This is a genomic window from Stenotrophomonas sp. SbOxS2, from assembly GCF_013416715.1.
GTDB classification, from domain to species: Bacteria; Pseudomonadota; Gammaproteobacteria; order Xanthomonadales; family Xanthomonadaceae; genus Stenotrophomonas; species Stenotrophomonas lactitubi.
The window spans coordinates 326,235-341,319 of record NZ_JAAVXD010000002.1; the positions used below are offsets into that span (position 1 = coordinate 326,235).

Here is a 15,085-nt window from a genome sequence, read left to right on the forward strand (position 1 = left end):
GGTGGCGGCCACAGCCGCCGGCCGGTGGGCTTGCTGAACAGCTTCGGCCGGTGCCGGGTGGCGTCGTACAATCGGCCGATGGCCAAGCTCTATTTCTACTATTCGGCGATGAACGCCGGCAAGACCACCACCCTGCTGCAGAGCGCGCACAACTACCGCGAGCGCGGCATGCGCGTGGCGATCCTGACCCCGCGCCTGGACGACCGTGCCGGCGCGGGCGTGGTCGCCTCGCGGATCGGCCTGCGCGCCGACGGCATGGCCTTCGAACGCGACACCGACCTGCAGCAGTGGGTCACGCAGGATCTGCAGGCCAACGGGCCGCTGGGCTGCGTGCTGGTGGACGAGGCGCAGTTCCTCAGCCGCAGCCAGGTCTGGCAGCTCAGCGAGGTGGTCGACCAGTTGCGCATCCCGGTGCTGTGCTATGGCCTGCGCACCGATTTCCGCGGCGAGTTGTTCGAGGGCAGCCAATACCTGCTGGCCTGGGCCGACGAGATGCAGGAGATCAAGACGATCTGCCACAGCGGCAAGAAGGCGACCATGACCGTGCGCGTGGACGAGCACGGCCATGCCGTGCAGGACGGCCCGCAGGTGGAGATCGGCGGCAACGAGCGCTACGTCTCGGTCAGCCGCGCCGAGTTCAAGAAGATCACCCGGGGCGAGGGTCGGATCGATCCGGCGCAGGCACCGCTGCCGCTGTAAGGGTTTTTCGGCAGGGCTGCGCCCTGCACCTGCCGACGTGGTAGTGCCGGCCGCTGGCCGGCAACCTCAGCAGCAACAGCCGGCTCTGGGTTGTCTGTTGGTTGGGCGGGGAGGTGTGGGGGTGCGGGACACGCCGTAAACCCATCCCTGGGGGCTCGATGGCGCCATCCATGGCGCCAACGGTCCTGCACCCCCACACCGCCCCACCCCCGACAGATTTCCAGGAACGGATGGTCCATCCACGCCATGCGTGGTGAATCTCCATCGAAATCGAATATTTCGAATTGGGATCGAAGAGCATCCACGCATGGCGTGGATCTACGTGTCGACCAAGGTCGTCACCCACCAAGAGCAGGCCATGCCATCCCGACAGATCGCGGAAATCTGTCGAAGGCGGGGTGGGTCCGGTTGCGGGGGTGTCCGCGGCATGGATGCCGCGGCCAAGCCCCCAGGGATGGGTTTACGGCGTCCCCCGCAACCGGACCCACCCCGCCATCCCACCGAATGCCAGCTTTTGACGTTGCCGTTGCCGTTGCTCCGGCCTCTGCGGGTGCAGGGCGCAGCCCTGCCGATAAACCCGTCAGTACAGCGTGCGCTCCGGCGCACCGGCCGGCGGCGGGGTGTACTGGTACAACCAGGTTTCGGTGAGGGTCTTGCCGCCACTGCGCAGGTACAGGCGGATGTCGATCTGCTCGGTGCTGCCCTCCGGCGGCACCAGGTCGAACATCGCGCGGTAGCCCTTGATCTCGCGCAACGGCCGCGCCGAGACGATCTCCACCCGGCCACGGCTGGTTTCGACAACCGCTTCGACGTCGGCCTTGTCGATCAGGCTGGCCAGTTCGCCGCCTTCGAAGTCCACCGCGAAACGCCACGAGAAATACTCCCGCTTCTTGCCGATCACCCCGCCCAGGCCGGTGCGGCTGGCCACGCAGTGGGCCAGCGGCGTATGCGCCGGCGGCTGTGCGCCCCAGTACAGCCGGTAGCCGACCAGCAGTTCCTGGCCCGGCTGCGGCTTTTCCTTCGGGTTCCAGAAGGCCACGATGTTGTCGAAGGTTTCATCGACGGTGGGAATCTCCACCAGCTGCACCGAGCCCTCGCCCCAGTCACCCTTCGGCTCCACCCACAGGCACGGGCGCTTCTCGTAGAACACGCCGTCGTCCTGGTAGTGATCGAAGTTGCGGTCACGCTGCAGCAGGCCGAAGCCACGCGGATTGCGGTCGACGAACATGTTGAAGCGCAGGTTGCGCGGGTTCAGCAGCGGCCGCCAGATCCATTCGCCAGCGCCGGTCCACAGCGACAGGCCATCGGTATCGTGGATCTCCGGGCGCCAGTCCCAGCCCATGCGGCGGTCGTTCTCGCCCACCTGGTACATGCTGGTGCAGGGGGCGATGCCCAGCCGCTCGATGGTCTTGCGCGGGTACAGCGCGCTGTCGATGTCCATCAGCAGCACATCGCCGTTGGTGACGGCGAAACGGTAGGCACCGGCCACGCTGGGCGAATCCAGCAGCGCGTAGACGATGATCGTGTCCGAGTCGGCCGCCGGCTGTTCCAGGTAATAGGCGATGAAGTCCGGGAATTCCTCGGGCTTGCCCATGCCGGTGTCGATGGCCAGGCCACGCGCGGACTGGCCGTACTGGCCTTCCTTGCCCACGGCGCGGAAGTAGCTGGCCCCCAGGAACGCGGCGAAATCGCGGTCGGTGTCCTTGCGCGTGTTCAACCGGAACCCGGCAAAGCCGAGGTCGGCCGGCAGCTCACCGTTCTTCAACCCGCTCTTGCCGTAGTTGAACGCGGCGCCGTCATAGGCCAGTTCCTGCGCCTTGCCGTCGACCACGTCGTACATGCGCACGGGCGAATGGAAGTACAGGCCCAGATGGAAGAACTTGGCCTGGAATTTTCCCGGCTGGTCGGCCCACAGGGCATGGTCCTGGCGGTAGCCGATCGACTGGTACTGATCCCAGTCCAGCGCTTCCAGCTTGCCCGGCAGTACCCGCTTGTGACTCTGGTACGGCGCCTGTGCCAGCGCGCGCGCCTGGCCCTTCAGAGTGGCGAAATCGAACGGCTGCGGCTGGCCAAGCCGGCGCAGCCCGAGCTGGCCACTCTTGCTGGCCGCGCAGGCCGGCAGTGACGGCAGGCCGAAGGCGGCCAGGGCCAGGGAGGCATTGCGGATGAAGTCGCGTCGTTGCATGCAGGCGCGGGAGCAAAGGGAAGGTCGGCCATCATAGGCAGACAAACGTTAACGGGCAGCGGTGGAATCGATGCGCTGTTCAGCCTGCGCCAATGCCGCGATGCGTGCGTCGAGCTCCTGCAGGGCCGGCGCCTGTGGCCCGCGCTGGGCCAGCAGCAGCTGTCGTGCCTCGGCCAGCACGCTGCGGGCCTGCGCGGTCTGGCCGGCCTCCTGCAGGGCCTGCCCCTGTGCCAGCAGTGCCTGCGGCAGCAAGGCGACGTGGTCCGGCTGGCGCCAGATCGCCACTGCACGGGCATAGTGCGCCGCCGCTGCCGAGGGGTCGTTGCTGGCGCTGGCCCATTTCCCCAGGGCGAACTCGCCGTAGCCGATCTCACGATGATCCGGGCCCAGCGCGCCGAGCAGCTGTGCCTGCACCTGCCGCAGTTCCTGGCCGGCCAATGCGTACTGGCCACGCTGCAGGGCCAGCAGCGCGCGTGCGCGGCGTACCACCAGCGCCTCCGGGTGGCGCGGGCCCCATGCATCCTGCGCTGCCTGCCAGGCCTGCTCCAGCTCGGCCGCTGCCGCCTTCGTGTCGCCCTGGCGGGCCAGCACATCGCCCAGTTGCCGGTGCAGGCTGATCACCTGCGGGCTGCTGGCATCGGCGCGCTGGCCGAGCAGGGCCAGCGCCTGCCGGTAGCCGGCCAGCGCAGCCGGCAGGCGTCCGGCGGTGGCGTCCAGCGCGGCCAGATCGGCCAGTGATTCAGCACGCCCGAAGCGCTCGACGAGCCCTTGGTGGCGCAGCGCCAGCGCCTGCTGGAACGACCGGCGCGCCGCATCGGCATCACCCAGCTGGGCCTGGCACCGCCCCAGCTGGCTGTGGAATTCGGCTACAGCCGCCGGCAGGGCCGCCGCCTCGCTGGCCGCCAGCGGTTGCAGCGGCTGCAGGTGCGCCAGGCACTCGCGCCCGCGGCCGAGCATGCGCAACGCGCGCCCGCGCTGGGTCACTGCCTCGATCTGCAGCGCCGGCGGCACCTCGCCCACCTCCTGCAGCAGCCGGCGCTGCTGGTCCAGGGTCTGCAGCGCCAACTGGTAGTCGCCCAGGCCGATGCGCAGGCGGCCGATCACCCCTTGCAGCTCGGCCAGCGCCAGCGGCTGGTCAGCCAGTTCGGCTTCTCCCCGTTGCTGGCCGGTGGCCAGCAGCTGCGGCACGTCGAAATGGCCGTGGCGCTGGCTGGCCGCCTTGTCGAACAGGCCGACGGTGAAATCCTGCATGGCCTGCGCACGCGCCATTTCCACCCGCGCCTGGCGCGCCTGCCACAGGGCGATGGACGTGGTCAGCAGCAGCGCCAACACCGACAGCGTCGCCAAGGCCACGCCCCAGCGATGGCGGCCAATGTACTTGCGTACCCGGTACCCCACGCCCGGCGGTCGCGCCTGGATCGGCTGCCCCTGCAGGTAGCGGCGCAGGTCGCCGGCCAGCGCTTCGGCCGAGCTGTAGCGCTGCTGCGGGTCCTTCTGCAGGGCCTTTTCCAACAGCACGTCCAGATCACCCCGCAATCGCTTCGCCTGCCGCTGCAGGGCGCGTTTCGGCGCTCCGGGCTCGGCGGCCAGCCGTTGCAGCAGCGCCGAGGCACGTGGCGCCTGCACATCCAGGATCGAGCGCTCCCATTCCGCGTCGCTGTGCCGGCGCAGACGATAGGGCTTGTGCCCGGTGACCACCTCGAACAGCACCACGCCCAGCGAATAGACGTCGGTCAGGGTCGTCACCGCCTCGCCCCGCACCTGTTCCGGCGCGGCGTAGTGCAGGGTGAAAGCGCGGATTTCGGTGGCCGGATGGGCCGCGTTCGGATCGTCGTGGTCGAGCAGCTTGGCGATGCCGAAGTCGAGCAGTTTCACCGTGCCATCGGCGCGTACCAGGATGTTGGAAGGCTTCAGATCCCGGTGCACCACCAGGTTCGCATGCGCATGGCTGACCACCGCGCAGACCTGCAGCATCAGCTGCAGACGCGCTTCCAGCGGCGGTTGCAGGCGCCGGCAGTAGTCACTGATCGGCTCGCCTTCCACGTAATCCAGCGCCAGGTAGGGCTGCCCGTGCTGGTCCACCCCGGCGTCCAGCAGTTGTGCCAGATGCGGGTGCTGCAGGCGGGCCAGGATCTGCCGCTCGCGGCCGAAGCGTTGACGCAGGCCGGGATCGGCGACGCCACTGCGCAGCAGCTTCAGTGCGACCTGGCGCTGGTACAGGCCATCGCAGCGCTCGGCCAGCCAGACCTCGCCCATGCCACCTTCACCGAGCGGGTGCAGCAGCCGATAGGGACCGACCTCGCTGCCGGCGCGCCCCGGCGGTGTGGCGGTCCACAGCGGCTGGGCCATGAACTCGTGGCTGTCGGCTTCCTGCTGCAGCAGGTGTTCCAGCTCGCGTCCCAGCGTCGGGTCCTGCGCGCTCAAGCGCTGCAGGCGCAGCTGTCGGGCCTCCGGCGCCAGCTCCAGCAGCTGATCCAGCCAGGACGACAACTGCTGCCAGCGGGCGGTGTCCATGACGTGGGCGGCGGCGGCTCAGTCGCTGCGCATCGCGGCCAGCAGGAACAGTCGCGCCTTCTGCCAGTCGCGGCGGATGCTGCGCTCCGAGCGCTGGCTCAACTCGGCGATCTCCAGCTCGGACAAGCCCGCGAAATAGCGCAGTTCCACTACCTTGGCCAGGTGCGCATCGACGGCCTGCAGGCGTTCCAACGCAACGTCGAGGGCCAGCAGATCCTCGTCCAGGCGCACGCCGCTGCTGCTGTTCTCGGGAATCTCGGCCACCCGCTTGAGGTCGCCACCGCGCTTGCGCGCCAAGCGGTTGCGCGCGTAATCGACGACCACGCTGCGCATCGCCGACGCGGCATAGGCGAAGAAGTGCGCACGGTCTTCGAAGCGCGCCGCACCGCGGCTGCCCAGCAGCTTCAGGTAGGACTCGTGGACCAGCGAGGTGGCATCCAGGGTCCGCCCCTGCTGCCCGGCCAGCTGCCGCCGGGCCATGCTGTGCAGCTCCTGGTACAGGGTGGTCAGCACGCGGTCGAGCGCGGCGCGATCGCCGCCGCGCGCAGCATCCAGCCAGACGGTGATATCCGGTCCTTCATCCATCGCCAACGCCCCCGCAGCGGATGTCGGCTGGACTATAGCGCTGCGCGTGTGCAGCGCATGAAGACGTTCAGCGCTGGCAGCGGCTGCACCACACGCTTGCGCGCTGGCCGATCATCGCGTGCTTGAGCGGGCGGCCGCAGCTGGGGCACGGCAGGCCATCGCGGCCGTACACCAGCAGCTCCTGCTCGAAGTAGCCCGGCGCGCCGTCGGGGCTGATGAAATCACGCAGGGTGGTGCCACCACGGGTGATCGCGTAGTCCAGCGTTTCCTTCACTGCCGTGGCCAGCCGCCGGTAGCGCTCGCGGGTGACCTTGCCAGCTTCGCGCAGCGGGCTGATGCCGGCCTTGAACAGGCTTTCGGCCGCGTAGATGTTGCCCACGCCGACCACCACCGCCTGGTCCATCAGGAAGGTCTTCACCGGCGCGCTGCGGCCCCGGCTGCGGGCGAACAGGTAGTCGCCGTCGAAGGCTTCATCCAGCGGTTCCGGGCCCAGCCCCCGCAGCAACGGATGGATCTCGCCGGCCGGCTGCCAGAGCAGGCTGCCGAAACGGCGCGGGTCGTTGAAACGCAGCAGGCGGCCGTTGTCCAGGCTGATATCCACATGGTCGTGGGCGCGCAGCGGGGTGTCGCCGGGCAGCACGCGCAGGCTGCCGGACATGCCCAGGTGCAGCACGGCGCTGCCGATGGCGGTGTCCAGCAGCAGGTACTTGGCGCGGCGGCGCACGTCTTCGATGCGCTGGCCGGGCAGCAGCTCGGCCACTTCCGGCGGGATCGGCCAGCGCAGGTCGGCGCGGCGCAGGATCACCCCATGCACGCGGCGGCCCTGCAGGTGCGGCGCCAGGCCGCGGCGGGTGGTTTCTACTTCGGGCAGTTCGGGCATGGGAGGATTCTATGCCCGCTCAGCGTGGTGGTGCAGCCAGTTCCCGCGCATCCAGGAACCCATCGCCGTTGGCGTCCTGCTTGTGGAAGCGCTGCACGATCGTCTGCCGCTGCTGTTCGCGGCTGATGGCCCTGCCCTTGCCGCCCGGCAGTTCATCGGCGCTCAGCACGCCATCGCCGTTGCGGTCCATGCGATCGAAGGCGTACAGCATCCACTGCAGGTACTCGGCTTCACTGACCTTGCCGTCGCCGTCGCTGTCCATGCGCTGCAGGTAGCTGGCGGTATCGCTGACCTGGGCCTGCACGGCAGGCGCCCACACTGCGACCAGCAACAACACCGTCAGCGCAGCCTTCATCCGCCCACCAGGGTGTAACCCTTCAGTCGCGCGGCATAGGCCTGCAGCGCGGCAATGCCGCTTTCCTCGGCCTCGCGGCACCAGGCCTGCAGTTGACGCAGGCGCTCGGCGGCATCGTGACCACGCGCTTCCAGCAGCGTTGCCAGGCGCGCGCGGTATTCCACCAGGGTACGGATGCGCGGGCGCTGGGCGACCCATTCGCTGAGCTGCGCGCGGCTGTCCGGCTTCAACCAGCGGCCGTCGTTGACCAGGCCACGGCGCAGCCGGCGCGGCAGCAACCGGCGCAGCTTGGCACCGGCGTGTCGTGCTTCCTCGCGCAATGCCGGCATGAACACGTTGCGCTGGTAGTCGGTCATCGCCTGGAAGCGATGCGACAACAGGGCTTTCAGGGTGTCGGCGTCGGGCACGGCGATGTTCGGGCGTACGTCCATGGCCGGCGCCACCCGCAGTACCTTGGCCAGGCGCAAAGCCTGCAGCAGGCGGATCGCGCTCCAGCCGATGTCGAACTCCCAGCGCCGCATCGCAAAGCGCGCCGAGCTGGGGAACGCATGGTGGTTGTTGTGCAGTTCCTCGCCGCCAATCCAGAACGCCCACGGCGTCAGGTTGGTGGAGGTGTCGGCCGACTCGTAGTTGCGGTAGCCCCACCAGTGGCCCAGGCCATTGACCACGCCAGCGGCCCAGAACGGAATCCACGCCATCTGGATCGCCCACAGGGCGATGCCCGGCAGGCCGAACAGCACCGTGTTGATCGCAAACAGCAGCACCGGGCCGAAGGTGGCATAGGGGGTGTACAGGCGGCGCTCGATGGCGTCGTCCGGCGTGCCGCGACCGTACTGCTCGATGTCCTCGCGCATGCCGCGTGCTTCGCGGTAGAGCTCCACGCCGCGCCAGAACACCTGGCCGATGCCACGGGTGACCGGGCTGTGCGGGTCGTCCTCGGTTTCCACCTTGGCGTGGTGCTTGCGATGGATCGCCACCCATTCCTTGGTGATCATCGAGGTGGTCAGCCAGGTCCAGAAGCGGAAGAAGTGCGCGACCACCGGGTGGAAGTCCACGCCCCGATGCGCCTGGCTGCGGTGCAGGTAGAGGGTGACCGAGAAGATCGTGAGCTGGGTGAAGACCAGCAGCACCAGGGCCAGCTGCCACCAGCCCAGCACGCCACCGGTCAGCAGGGACATCAGGGCATCAGGCATGGCGGCTCTCCAGAGCGACACAGGTATGGAAGACATCATGGGCGCTTGCGTTGCAAACTGCACCTTGCACCGCTGGATTGGCAGCGCCATTCCGTGGCTTCGTTCACAGTTGGGGACCCGTGTTGTCGAGCCTTGATCCGCGCATCCGCGCCGTAGACCCTGCCCCATCCGCCGGGGACCTGCCGCCCTTGATCGAACTGGACCGCGCCAGCGTGATGCGCGGCCAGGTGAAGGTCCTGCACGGGCTGAGCCTGCGCATCGCGCAGGGCCAGCACACCGCCCTGCTCGGCCCCAATGGCTGTGGCAAGTCCACCTTCATCAAGCTGATCACCCGCGAGCTGTACCCGCTGGCGCAGGCCGACGGTACGGTGGCGGTGAAGGTGCTGGGGCAGAACCGCTGGCAGGTCGACCGGCTGCGTTCGCAGCTGGGCATCGTCACTGGCGACCTCAGCAGCAACCTGGCCGACATGCCGGGTCTGACGGTGGAACAGGCAGTGCTGTCGGGATTCTTCGCCAGTTACATGGTGCCGGCCTTCCGCGAGGTCACTGCCGACATGCACGTGCGGGTAGGAGAGACCCTGGCGATGACCGGTGCGTCGGGCCTGCGTGAGCGTGCCTACGCCGAACTGTCAGCCGGCGAGACCCGCCGCGTGCTGATCGCCCGTGCGCTGGTCAACCGGCCGCAGGCGCTGCTGCTGGATGAACCCTCCACCGGGCTGGACCTGGTGGCCCGCCAGCAGTTGATCGCCACCATGCGCGTGCTTGCGCAGCAGGGCATCACCCTGGTGCTGGTCACCCATCACATAGAAGAAGTGATTCCCGAGATCGAGCGGGTGGTGCTGCTGCGCGACGGCCGCGTGGTGGCCGATGGCGCGCGCGCCGAGCTGCTGCGCGACGAACCGCTGTCGGCCGTGTTCGGCGGTGCGATCACGGTGGTGGAACAGGAAGGACGGCTGACCGCGTACGCGGGGTGATCGACATGCCACTGTAGAGCCGAGCCTATGCTCGGCTGCTCGTGGCCGCGGGAACGGCAGCCGAGCATAGGCTCGGCTCTACAGAAGACGGTGCAGCGGGCCGGACATCCGGCCCGCCACGCCCTGCTTCAGAACCGCAACGCCAGCGCGCGCGACTCGATCGGTGCCATCCGGCTCTGGTCCTGCAGCTGCAGGTCGCGCAGTTCATACGGCGCACCGAAGCCGGCAGGCAACGCAGCCTGGTCGAACGGCAGCACCAGCGCGCCGCGGCCCGGGCCATCGAACCACGCTGCGGCATGGGCCTGCGCCACCGGCTGCAACTGGCCGTTGGCTGCGGTGGCATACAGCGTGCCGCGCGCCTCGTAGCGGCCAGCGGCGGCCACCTGCAACGGCAGGCTGACCTGGCGGCTGGCCGGATCGGGCATGGCCTGGCCGACGAAGCGGGCGGTCGGCCTGGCCACCGCGAAAGCGACCTTGCCATCGCGCAGCACGCCGTCGGCCTGGGCGAACACCTGCAGCTCCCACAGGCCCTGGGTGTTGCTGGCCTCGGCCGGAATCCTTACCTGTGCGCGCAGGCTGCCATCGGTGGTGCGCAGCAGCCGCTGCGGCCAGCTGCGGCCATCGGGTGCGACCAGCAGCGCTTCACCGCCGAGGCTGCCCCGTCGTGTGCGCAGCGTCGCTGCGCTGGCCCCGTCTTCCAGCAGACGCGCCTGCAGCTGCACGTTGCCACCGGCCAGCACCTGCGCCTGGCTGGCCTGCACTTCCAACCGCAGCGGGCTGTTGGGCTCCAGCACCTGCACCACGTAGCGGCCCTGCGCCTGCGCGCTCTGCAACCGGTAAGCGCCAGCTGCGCTGGTGGTACCGGTGCGCAGCATGCTGCTGCCATCGCCGACCGGCATGCCCGCATCCTGCAGCTGGCGTGCATCAACACTGCGCGCAACGCTGCTGCGCCCCGCCGGATCACGCACCTGCAGCGCGCTGGCCGGCAGCGCGCGGGCACCCGGCGCCGGGCTGAGCTGGATCACCGCATCGGGCGCGCTCAGCGGCAGTTCCAGGCCGCGCTGCAGCTCGGCACCGTCGACCTGCTGCCAGTAGCTGCGGCTGATCGCAGCCTGGGGGCCGGGGGCCTGCAGTGGCTGCGCCGGGTCCAGCGCCCAGGCGAAGGCCAGCGGCGCGTGCTCGCTTTCGTCGGCCGGCAGCGGCGCGGCAACCAGGCCGGCGGGAATCTGGTCGCCAGCGGCGACGCGCAGCGGTTGCGCGGCCTGCGCCGATGCGGTGGAAAGGACCGCAAACACGGCGGTAGCCAGCAAGGTGGAATGGATCGTCATGGTCATCTCCCTCACTGGGTCAGGTCGTTGCGCAGGATGCTGCCGAGGCCGAAGCACTCACGGCGGCTCTGGTTGTGGCTGAGCGGCTCGGCGCCCTGGGTGCGCGCCTTGTCGGTGAACCACAGGGTGCCGGCCGCCTTCTGGCTGCTGCATTCCAGGAAACCGTCCGAGCACGACGACAGCCAGTTCTGGGTGAACTCCAGGCCGACGTTGGCGGCATAGCCACCGCAGTAGCTGTTGCTGTCCCACACCGCCGATTCGACATCGCTGCCGACCACGGCGCGGAATGGCTTGGGCAGGGCCGGGCGGCCGGCGGTGCCGTACAGGTTCTGCGCGTTGTAGGTGGCCATGTGTCCCACCTGCTGCATGCGCACGGCATCGCTCTTGTAGCCCAGCAGCCAACCCAGCGAGGTCTCGAAGGTATTGCCGTTGAGCACGGCGTCGGCCAGCGGCGTACCTGCCGACGAGGGCGCCAGCGCAGTGACCTTGCGCAGCCGGTTGATGATCTTCGGGTAGCGGCTGTCGTAGGTGGGGTTGGACAGGATCCAGCGCATCACGTTGCCGCCGTTGGAATGGGTGATCACCACCAGCTGGGTGATGCCACGGCTGTCGATGAAGCCGGTGAGCTGGTTGGCCAGGCAGCCGGCCGCTTCCGGCTTCCACATGTACTGGGTGAAGTCGCAGTTGATGACCACGTAGTTGCTGCTGTTCGGCAGGCCCTGGCGGACGGTGTCGATGATCGCCGGCTGCCAGTAGTCCTGCGTGGCATTGGTCTGCGCGCCGGTGCCATGCACGAAGGCCACGCCGTAGACATCGGCGGCCTGCGCCGGGGCGGTCGCCAGCCCCAGGACCAGGGCCAGGACGGTACTTCCTGTTGCGGTGCTGCGCATCGCTTCTCTCCCTTTCAGCGGATCCCCCCGGCCCGGCTGTGACCTGATGCTCATGGCGGCAGCGCGTGAAAGTCCGTGCGCTGCGCCCGGATTCAGGAGATTGCCGACACTTGATGACTGTTTTCATCGCCCAGCGGCTGACCATGCCGGGTCTGGCCGTATGACCGATGGACGCTGCGGCCGACAATCGAGGCTGCGATCATGGCCGGCGAGTTCCCAGCCCGAGTCTGCCCATGTCGTCGATCCTCCCCCCTGCCCGTCCGTTGCTCGGCCTGGCCATCGCGCTGTCGCTGGCCGGTTGTGCCGCCACCGCCAGCAAGCCGACCGCGGTCGAAGCCAACATCACCACCAAGGCCGTGGGCTACCTGGACAAGACCGCAGTGCCGGCCAGCATCGATCTGGTACCGGCACCACCGGCCGCCGGCTCGGCCGCCTTCGCGCTGGATGAGCAGGTCAGCCGCGAGGCACGTGCGCTGCGCGGCAGCCCGCGTTTCGCCCAGGCAAGTGTCGATGCCGAACTGGGCTTCCCGGAAGGCGCCAACCACTTTTCCTGCGCCGCCGACATCGACGTCGATGCAGTGAAGACCCCTGCCCTGTACCGCCTGCTGGAGCGCAGCCGCATCGATGCCAGTGCTGCCACCAAGGCCGCCAAGAACAAGTACCAGCGCCCGCGTCCGTTCATGGTCAACGGCGAGCCGACCTGCTCGCCGAAGGATGAGGAGGGGCTGCGCAGCAACGGTTCCTATCCGTCCGGCCACACCTCGATCGGCTGGGCATGGGCATTGATCCTGTCGGAGATCGCACCGGACCGCGCCGATGCCATCCAGGCACGCGGCCGCAACTACGGCGAGAGCCGCCTGGTGTGCAACGTGCACTGGCAGAGTGACATCCTCGAAGGCCGCTTCATGGGCGCAACCGCCGTTGCCCGCCTGCATGACAACGCCGCGTTCAACAAGGATCTGCTGGCGGCGCGCAAGGAAATCGCTGCCGCGCGCAAGGCCGGCCTGCATTCCAGCCGTGACTGCGCCACCGAGAACGCGGTGCTGAAGGTGCGCCCGCAGAGCGCGCTGTAAGCCATGCCTCTGTAGAGCCGAGCCATGCTCGGCTCAGAGCAGCCGAGCGCAGGCTCGGCTCTACAGGAAGCAAAAAACAGAAGGGCCGGCATTGCGCCGGCCCTTCTTCTTTGCATTACCGCAGCAACCGCATCAGAACTTCGCGGTGAACTCCACGCCCCAGGTGCGCGGCTCGTTGAGGAAGCCGGTCAGGTTGTTGAAGTCGATCGCGCCGACCACGCGGGTCTGGTTGGTCAGGTTGCGGCCGAACACGGCCACGTCGTACTGGCCGTAATCCCAGTTGTAGCCCAGGCGCAGGCCACCTTCCAGCGAGCTGCGGCCACGGAACTCCGGCGACTCGTAGATGAAGAAGTTGACCGCACTGCGGTAGGCCCAGTCGGTGTAGGCATACAGCTCGCTGCCATCGCTGAGCTGGAAGCCCACGCGCAGGGTCGCGTTGTGGATCCACTTCGGCGCCTGCGGCAGCGGATTGCCGTTGACCAGGGCGTAGGTGCCGCCATTGATGATCGTGGTCGGGTCGGTGATGGTGCAGCCGCCACCGCAGACCGCCACCGCCAGGTTCTTGTCCTTGATCTCGGTGTCGTTGTAGCTGCTGCCGAAGGTCAGCAGGACGTTGTCGGCCAGGTAGGCTTCCAGGTCCAGCTCCACGCCCTGGCCGATGGTCTTGTCGGCGTTGAGCAGGGTGGCGGTGTTGTTGGTGCCGCCGACGGCGATCAGCTGCTGGCCGTCCACGTCGTAGCGGAACACGCTGAAGCCCAGGCGCGCGCGACGCTCGAACAGGTCGGCCTTGATGCCGGCTTCGTACGAAATCACCTTCTCCGAATCGGCCTGCGACAGACCCGGCGCGAACGCCAGTCGACCCTGGATCGACGGTGCGCGGAAGCCCTTGGCCACGCGTGCATAGGCATTGACGTTGTCGGTCAGCTTGTACACGCCGCTGACATCCCAGCTGACGTCGTTGACGTCGGTGTTGGCCAGGTACGGGCCACTGACCGGGGTACCGAACGGCACGGCCTGCAGCACGCTGGCGCTGAAGTCCTTCTTGTCCTGCGTGTAGCGCACGCCGGCACGCAGCTTGAAGCGCTCGGTGACATCGAAGTCGCCCGAAGCGAACACCGCCCACGCCTTGTTGCGCTGCTGCTGCACGACGTGGCCGGTCTGCGGATTGCCCGGCGTCAGCGAGTCGTAGTTGAAGTTGTTGATGGTGACGTCTTCATCGAAGTAGAAGACGCCGGCCTGCCAGTCGAAGCGGCCCCATTCGTTGGATTCCACGCGGAATTCCTGGGTCCACTGGCGGTGGTGCGGCAGGCCGTCGGCCGACTCGGACGAGAACGGAATCAGGCCCGGGCCGGAGTTGCCCGCGCCGAGGAACGCTGCGCCGTAGCCACCGTCGATGTCGCCACGGTTGAGTGATTCGGCGGTCTCATAGCCGGTGATCGAATGCAGGGTCACCGAACCGAGGTTCCACTGCAGGCGCGCGCTGCCGCCCCAGGTTTCCAGGTCGGAGAAATTGACGCCGTCGTTGGCGACCTTGTCGCGGTCGAAGTTCTCGACCAGCGCGTTGCCGCCCTTCTCGATGATGTTGGCGCGGAACAGGCGGGCGGTGCCGTTGAGCTTGCGCTTGTGCAGGTTGAACAGCGCTTCGAAATCCTCGCCTTCGTACAGGAACTGCACGCGGCCGGCGGCTTCGTCATAGCCTTCGAAGCCGCTGTTGGGCGCACCGGCACGGGTGTTGTCGACCCAGTCGTCGCGACGCTGGTAGATGGCCGACACGCGTGCGGACCAGCGGTCGGTCAGCGGGCCGCCGTAGGCGCCCTGCACGTTCCAGCTGTTGTAGGTGCCATAGCCCACGCGCACGTAGCCATCGGCATCCTGCGACGGACGCGCCGAATCGAACTTGACCACGCCGGCCGGGGTGTTGCGCCCGAACAGGGTGCCCTGCGGACCGCGCAGCACTTCCACACCGGCCAGGTCGAACAGCGGGAAGCCCTTCAGCAGCGGGCTTTCCTGCACCACATCGTCGTACACCAGCGAGACCGGCTGCGATGCATTGAGGTCGAAATCGGTGTTGCCCAGGCCGCGGATGTAGAAGCGCGGGAAGGCACGGCCGTAGGAAGACTCGATGTTGAGGCTCGGCACGCGCGCAGCAAGGAAGCGGATGTCATCGCCCGCCGAACCGAGCACGTCGAGCTTTTCGCCCTGGATCGCGCTGATCGCAACCGGTACGTCCTTGGCGTTCTCGACGCGACGCTGTGCAGTCACCTGCAGCGCATCGAGGGCGACCGGATCCTTGGCGGCGGGGGTTTCCTGGGCGGCTGCTACCAGCGGCAGCAGGGCGGAAAGAGCGACAACGAGCGGGCGCGCGACCGGAGAGCGGCCACGGGAAGTACGGGTCGGAGACATGGCGGT

At 68.3% G+C, this 15,085-nt stretch carries 12 protein-coding genes; 3 read left to right on the plus strand and 9 right to left on the minus strand.

The annotated features are described in order from the left end of the window. The first annotated feature begins 78 nt into the window (after positions 1 to 78). Positions 79 to 699 (plus strand): thymidine kinase, encoded by a 621-nt coding sequence (locus HFK18_RS04620; protein ID WP_099819678.1) that lies wholly within the window; start codon positions 79 to 81, stop codon positions 697 to 699. 580 nt (positions 700 to 1,279) lie between these two features. Here HFK18_RS04620 and HFK18_RS04625 read toward each other — a convergent pair. The 6 genes from HFK18_RS04625 to HFK18_RS04650 all read right to left on the minus strand — a co-directional run bounded on the left by HFK18_RS04625 (position 1,280) and on the right by HFK18_RS04650 (position 8,411). Continuing rightward, the gene (locus HFK18_RS04625; RefSeq protein ID WP_100461745.1) at positions 1,280 to 2,884 is read right to left on the minus strand and encodes a glucan biosynthesis protein D; all 1,605 of its coding nucleotides are present in this window, start codon (positions 2,882 to 2,884) and stop codon (positions 1,280 to 1,282) included. Positions 2,885 to 2,932: 48 nt separating this feature from the next. Beyond that, the gene (locus HFK18_RS22000) at positions 2,933 to 5,398 is read right to left on the minus strand and encodes a serine/threonine-protein kinase (protein WP_180164692.1); all 2,466 of its coding nucleotides are present in this window, start codon (positions 5,396 to 5,398) and stop codon (positions 2,933 to 2,935) included. 18 nt (positions 5,399 to 5,416) lie between these two features. Beyond that, positions 5,417 to 5,983 carry an ECF-type sigma factor gene (locus HFK18_RS04635; RefSeq protein WP_025875449.1) on the minus strand — a complete coding sequence of 189 codons (567 nt, stop codon included), beginning with the start codon at positions 5,981 to 5,983 and terminating at the stop codon, positions 5,417 to 5,419. A gap of 67 nt (positions 5,984 to 6,050) precedes the next feature. Beyond that, a complete protein-coding gene (gene mutM / locus HFK18_RS04640) occupies positions 6,051 to 6,863 on the minus strand; it encodes a bifunctional DNA-formamidopyrimidine glycosylase/DNA-(apurinic or apyrimidinic site) lyase (protein ID WP_180164694.1) in 813 nt (270 codons plus the stop codon). A gap of 19 nt (positions 6,864 to 6,882) precedes the next feature. Beyond that, positions 6,883 to 7,218 carry an EF-hand domain-containing protein gene (locus HFK18_RS04645; protein WP_180164696.1) on the minus strand — a complete coding sequence of 112 codons (336 nt, stop codon included), beginning with the start codon at positions 7,216 to 7,218 and terminating at the stop codon, positions 6,883 to 6,885. Then, the gene (locus tag HFK18_RS04650; protein WP_180164698.1) at positions 7,215 to 8,411 is read right to left on the minus strand and encodes a fatty acid desaturase; all 1,197 of its coding nucleotides are present in this window, start codon (positions 8,409 to 8,411) and stop codon (positions 7,215 to 7,217) included. Before HFK18_RS04650 ends, HFK18_RS04645 begins: the two co-directional genes overlap by 4 nt. A 215-nt stretch (positions 8,412 to 8,626) precedes the next feature. On the opposite strand from HFK18_RS04650, the gene HFK18_RS04655 reads away from it, so the two are divergent. Continuing rightward, positions 8,627 to 9,385 (plus strand): ATP-binding cassette domain-containing protein, encoded by a 759-nt coding sequence (locus HFK18_RS04655; RefSeq protein ID WP_257216076.1) that lies wholly within the window; start codon positions 8,627 to 8,629, stop codon positions 9,383 to 9,385. Between the two features lie 128 nt (positions 9,386 to 9,513). Here the strand turns inward: HFK18_RS04655 and HFK18_RS04660 are convergent, their stop codons facing one another. Beyond that, complete coding sequence (locus tag HFK18_RS04660; RefSeq protein WP_180164702.1) at positions 9,514 to 10,713, minus strand: DUF4785 domain-containing protein; 1,200 nt, start codon at positions 10,711 to 10,713, stop codon at positions 9,514 to 9,516. An 11-nt stretch (positions 10,714 to 10,724) separates the two neighbouring features. Beyond that, a complete protein-coding gene (locus tag HFK18_RS04665; protein ID WP_180164704.1) occupies positions 10,725 to 11,603 on the minus strand; it encodes a hypothetical protein in 879 nt (292 codons plus the stop codon). 233 nt (positions 11,604 to 11,836) lie between these two features. Here HFK18_RS04665 and HFK18_RS04670 point away from each other — a divergent pair, with 233 nt between their 5' ends. Next, positions 11,837 to 12,676 carry a phosphatase PAP2 family protein gene (locus HFK18_RS04670; protein ID WP_180164706.1) on the plus strand — a complete coding sequence of 280 codons (840 nt, stop codon included), beginning with the start codon at positions 11,837 to 11,839 and terminating at the stop codon, positions 12,674 to 12,676. Positions 12,677 to 12,808: 132 nt separating this feature from the next. On the opposite strand, the gene HFK18_RS04675 is transcribed toward HFK18_RS04670, so the two are convergent. After that, complete coding sequence (locus HFK18_RS04675) at positions 12,809 to 15,079, minus strand: TonB-dependent receptor (RefSeq protein WP_180164708.1); 2,271 nt, start codon at positions 15,077 to 15,079, stop codon at positions 12,809 to 12,811. Between the last annotated feature and the right edge of the window lie 6 nt (positions 15,080 to 15,085).